Here is a 4788-nt window from a genome sequence, read left to right on the forward strand (position 1 = left end):
GGCCAGCCCCACAGGGATCCACTAGGGGACGGTTCGCCGGGGCGCCCCACTCCTCATGTCACCCCTCGTGCCAGAACCGCGCCGCCGGCCCCCGGTGGCTGCTCACCGCGCTGTCGAGGTTCGTGGCCGCGCTGATGAGGGCCAAGTGGGTGAAGGCCTGGGGGAAGTTGCCCAGGGCTTCGCCCGCCGGGCCTATCTCCTCGGCGTAGAGGCCGAGGTGGTTGGCGTGGGTGAGCATCTTCTCGAAGATGTAGCGGGCCTCGCCGACGCGGCCCGCGCGGGAGAGGGCTTCGACGTACCAGAAGGAGCAGAGGTTGAAGGTGCCCTCGCTGCCGGTGAGGCCGTCGCTGCCGTCGGTGCGGTAGCGGTGGACGAGGCTGTCGCTGACGAGCTGTTGCTCGACGCGGTCCACGGTGGAGAGGAAGCGCGGGTCCTTCGGGCCCGTGAACTTCACCAGGGGCATGATGAGCAGGGAGGCGTCGAGGGTCGCGCAGTCGGGGTACTGGGTGTACGCGCCGAGGTCCGGCGCGTAGCAGCGGTCCTGGACGAAGCGGTACGCGGCGGCCGCCGTGTCGCGCCAGGCCTCGACGGGGGCGGGCATGCCGCGGTGGCGGGCCATGCGGCTGGCGCGTTCGAAGGCGACCCAGGTCATGAGCGCGGAGTAGGTGAAGCGCTGCCGCCCGCCCCGCGTCTCCCAGATGCCGTCGTCCGGCTCCTCCCAGTGCTTCTCCAGCCACTCCAGCTGCCGGGCGAGCGCCTCCCACAGGTCGTAGGAGATGGGCTCGCCGTACTTGTTGTAGAGGTAGACGGAGTCCATCAGCTCGCCGTGGATGTCCAGTTGGAGCTGCTGGGCCGCCGCGTTCCCGATCCGTACGGGGCGCGCGCCGCGGTAGCCGCAGAGGTGGTCCAGGACGGACTCGGGCAGCTCGGCGCGGCCGTCCACGCCGTAGAGCACCTGGAGCCCGGTGCCCGGTGGTGCCTCCACGCAGCGCTGGTGCAGCCAGTCGATGAACCCGGCCGCCTCCTCCGTGAACCCGAGCCGCATCAGCGCGTAGAGGGTGAAGGCGGCGTCCCGGATCCAGGTGTAGCGGTAGTCCCAATTCCGGCCACCGCCCGGCGATTCGGGGAGCGACGTCGTCGCGGCGGCCACGAGGGCGCCGGTCGGCTGGTGGACGAGCAGCTTCAGCGCGAGCGCCGACCGCTCGACCGCCTCGCGGTAGCGGCCCTTGTAGTGCGACTGCCGCAGCCAGTCGTCCCAGTAGCGGAGTGTCTTGTCGAGCAGGTGCGTCACCTCTCCGCTGTCGAGGGGGCGTACGTCCCCCTCCCACTGGGCGGCCAGCTCCAGCGACTCACCCCGCTCCAGCGTCACCGTCGCCCGCGCCGCCCCGTCCTCCACCCGCAGCGGTGTGGACGAGCGCAGCACCAGCGACCCCGCCGGGCTGCGGAAGACGACACCGACCCCCGGCACCACGCTCGCCTCGTGCGGCACGCGCGCGTAGTCGAAGGCGGGCGCGCAGCACACGTCCACCGTGGGCCTCCCGCGCAGCACCCGCACCTGCCGCACGATCTGCCGGAAGCCCCCGACCGGGCAGGACGGGTGGTCGGGCACCATGAAGTCGTACAGCTCGGCGACCGCGCTCTGCGCCAGGAAACGGGTCAGTAGCACATTCGAGTCCGGCATGTACATCTGCTTGGTGCGCTCCACCTCGCGCACCGACACGGAGAACGACCCGCCCCGCCCGGCGTCCAGCAGCGAGGCGAAGACGGACGGCGCGTCGAAGCGCGGCAGACAGCACCAGTCGATCGTCCCGTCGACCCCGACGAGCGCGACGGTGTGCAGATCGCCGATGATCCCGTGGTCCTCGATCGGGAGGTACGGGTCGGCGGTGGGCGGGTACGCCATGGGGCATCCCTCCTCTGCAGGGGCTGCCGCATATCCGTGTATCCGTATCTCCGTTATAGACCTGTGTGCGGTGCTGTGCCCACTGTCCCCGCGTCCTCGCCGGGAAGCCCCGGGGTGACTGGGGGCTGCCTGGCGGCCTAGACCAGTCCGAGCTGGGTGATCAGCATCGCGATCACCACGGTGAGGGTCCAGCCCGCGATGTGCTCGAAGAGCTTGTTCCCGTCGTCGGACGGACCGCCGGTGCGGGTACGGGTGTGGGTGCGGGCGGCGCGGACGGCTGCTGTCTCGGTCATGGGGCGGGTTCCTCGCGTACTGCTTGGTGCTTGGTGCCTGGTGGTTCCTGCCCGTCCAGCGTGCGAGGACCCCGCGACCCTGGTAAAGAGGAAGTGGCCCGACTCACCCTGGCCGTGAGGTTACTGTCGCGTCAACTCCTCAGCCCCTAGCGTGGATTCGAACGGGGGAAGGGGGACCGCGTGATGCGGCTCATAGTCCGTGGATTGAGTGATCAGGCGAAAGCGCTGGCCGACGGGGACGTGACCTCGCGGGCGCTCGTCGAGGAAGCACTGGGCAGGATCGAGGAGACCCAGCCGGTGCTCAATGCCTTCCGGCGCGTACGGGCCGAGGCGGCCCTCGCGGAGGCGGACGCCGCCGACCGGCGGCTCGTGGCGGGGGAGCGCGCGCCCCTGCTGGGTGTGCCCCTGGCGGTGAAGGACGACATGGACGTGGCGGGGGAGCCGACCGCGTTCGGCTGCCCCGGCGCGTTCCCGCCGCGGGACGCGGACAGCGAGGCCGTCCGCAGGCTGCGTGCCGCGGGCGCGGTGATCGTCGGCAAGACGAACACCCCCGAGCTGGGGCAATGGCCGGTCACGGAGGGCCCGGCCTTCGGGGTGACGCGCAACCCGTGGAGCCCCGGCCACACGCCCGGCGGCTCCTCGGGCGGCTCCGCGGCGGCGGTCGCCGCGGGCCTGGTGCCGGCGGCGCTGGGTTCGGACGGCGCGGGCTCGCTCCGCATACCGGCCGCCTGGACGAACCTCGTGGCCATCAAGCCGCAGCGCGGTCGCATCTCGACCTGGCCGGAGCCGGAGGCGTTCCGCGGGATCACCTGTCACGGCCCGCTGGCCCGTACGGTCGCGGACGCCGCGCTGCTGCTGCACGCGGCGAGCGGCTCGCACGCCGGTGACCTGCACCGGCCGCGCCCGGTCGACGTCGTCGGGGCGGCGGGCCGGGAGCCGCGGCGGCTGCGGATCGCGCTGTCCTTCCGGCCCGCGTACGCGGCGGCCCACCAGTGGCTGGACCCGGTCGTACGGTCCGCGACCCTGCGCGTCGCGGACCGGCTGGCGGCCCTGGGGCACGAGGTGATCGAGGAGGACCCGCGCTACGGCCCGATCGGCCTGACCTTCCTCCCGCGGTCCATGGCGGGGATCCGCGACTGGGCTCTGCGGGCGCCCGACCCGCGGCTGCTCGACCCCCGCACACGGACGAACGCCCGGAACGGGCTGCTCCTGGGCGGCCCGGCGCAGCGCGCCGCCCGAGCGGCGGAGGGCCCGCTGCGGCACCGCGTCGGCGAGCTCTTCGGCCGCTACGACGTCCTGCTGACCCCGACGAACGCGGTCCCGCCGCTGCCGGTCGGCGCCCTGGACGGGCTGTCCGGCTGGCGTACCGACATGACGATGATCGCCGCGTGCCCGTACGCGTGGCCGTGGAACGTCCTGGGCTGGCCGGGCGTCGCCGTCCCGGCGGGGTTCACGGCCGAGGGCCTGCCGATGGGCGCGCAACTGCTGGGCCCCGAGGCGAGCGAGCCGCTGCTCGTATCACTGGCGGCGCAACTGGAGTCGGACCTGAAGTGGCACGAGAGGCGGCCGGGGCCTGTGAATCGGGCCCCGTAAGGGGCGCGGGGAACTGCGCGACCAGCCACGACGGACCTGTAGCCGCGTGCGGAGCGCAAGTCGCACCCCGGTGGGCGCAACGGGGGCCCGGGGGCGAAGCCCCCTGGTCAAATGATCGCGGCACCACTACGGGGCCAGAACATCAAGCTCGGCCATGGCCCCGACAGTGATCTCCCGTACGAGCGCCTCAGCTCGTACGGAGTCCCGCACGCGCACCGCCTCGGCAACCCGTACATGCAGCGTCACCGCCGCCGGGTCCGGGTCCGTGAACATGACGTCGTGCTCCGTACGCCCCGTGAGCACCTCCGCCACCACGTCCCCCAGCCGCGCGAACATCTCGTTGCCCGAGGCCCGCAGGATCGTCCGGTGGAAGGCGATGTCGTGCACGAGGTAGCGGGCCAGCTGCTGGCCGCGTGACGTGGCGACCATGCCCAGCGCGTGCTCGGTGAGCTCGGCGCACTGCGCGGGCGTCGCGAGCCGGGCGGCCAGGCCCGCCGCGACGGGCTCGACCGCCGACCGCAGCACGGTCAGCGAGCGCAGCTGCCGCGGCCGGTCGGCGCCGGTGAGCCGCCAGCGGATGACCTGCGGGTCGTAGACGTTCCACTCCTCGGCGGGGAGTACGGTCACCCCGACCCGCCGCCGGGACGTGACCAGCCGCATGGACTCCAGGACGCGGACCGCCTCGCGGATCACCGTGCGCGAGACGTCGAACCGCTCCGCCAGCTCGTCGGTGCGCAGAACCGTGCCCGCCGCGTACTCGCCTGCCGTGATCGCGGGCCCGAGTGTGTCCAGCACGCGCGCGTGCAGCCCCTGCCCCTGGTTTTCCATGGGGTCAGCCTACGGTTTCGCCCGTCCCCCAATTAAGTATGACTTTTAAGTCACAGGGTCTTGAATACGTCGTATCAATGAGCTTGAGTTGGCCCGTGTTGGCCCGTCGAGGTCGAGGAAGACGTCGACGAAGAAGACAGCGAGGCAGCGATGCAGACCCCCCACGCCCCC

At 72.3% G+C, this 4788-nt stretch carries 4 protein-coding genes; 1 reads left to right on the forward strand and 3 read right to left on the reverse strand.

The genetic code is table 11. The features are described 5' to 3' along the window. Positions 1-58: 58 nt before the first annotated feature. Entirely contained in the window at positions 59-1903 is a 1845-nt protein-coding gene (locus tag K6I34_RS31880; RefSeq protein WP_229331426.1) for a glycoside hydrolase family 15 protein, read from the reverse strand. A 137-nt stretch (positions 1904-2040) separates the two neighbouring features. Continuing rightward, positions 2041-2196, reverse strand: a complete 156-nt coding sequence (locus tag K6I34_RS31885) for an SCO1431 family membrane protein (RefSeq protein ID WP_229331428.1) — start codon at positions 2194-2196, stop codon at positions 2041-2043. Positions 2197-2379: 183 nt separating this feature from the next. Here K6I34_RS31885 and K6I34_RS31890 point away from each other — a divergent pair, with 183 nt between their 5' ends. Beyond that, entirely contained in the window at positions 2380-3789 is a 1410-nt protein-coding gene (locus K6I34_RS31890) for an amidase (protein WP_229331432.1), read from the forward strand. A gap of 126 nt (positions 3790-3915) precedes the next feature. Here the strand turns inward: K6I34_RS31890 and K6I34_RS31895 are convergent, their stop codons facing one another. Continuing rightward, the gene (locus tag K6I34_RS31895; protein ID WP_229331430.1) at positions 3916-4617 is read right to left on the reverse strand and encodes a FadR/GntR family transcriptional regulator; all 702 of its coding nucleotides are present in this window, start codon (positions 4615-4617) and stop codon (positions 3916-3918) included. Between the last annotated feature and the right edge of the window lie 171 nt (positions 4618-4788).

This window comes from Streptomyces sp. UNOC14_S4, from assembly GCF_020740835.1.
Taxonomy (GTDB): Bacteria; Actinomycetota; Actinomycetes; order Streptomycetales; family Streptomycetaceae; genus Streptomyces.

What these genes read in the sequence shown, in the direction of transcription:
- K6I34_RS31880 (WP_229331426.1), bottom strand. Translation starts at nt 1,903, where the DNA reads ATGGCGTACCCGCCCACCGCCGACCCGTACCTCCCGATCGAGGACCAC.
- K6I34_RS31885 (WP_229331428.1), bottom strand. Translation starts at nt 2,196, where the DNA reads ATGACCGAGACAGCAGCCGTCCGCGCCGCCCGCACCCACACCCGTACC.
- K6I34_RS31890 (WP_229331432.1), top strand. Translation starts at nt 2,380, where the DNA reads ATGCGGCTCATAGTCCGTGGATTGAGTGATCAGGCGAAAGCGCTGGCC.
- K6I34_RS31895 (WP_229331430.1), bottom strand. Translation starts at nt 4,617, where the DNA reads ATGGAAAACCAGGGGCAGGGGCTGCACGCGCGCGTGCTGGACACACTC.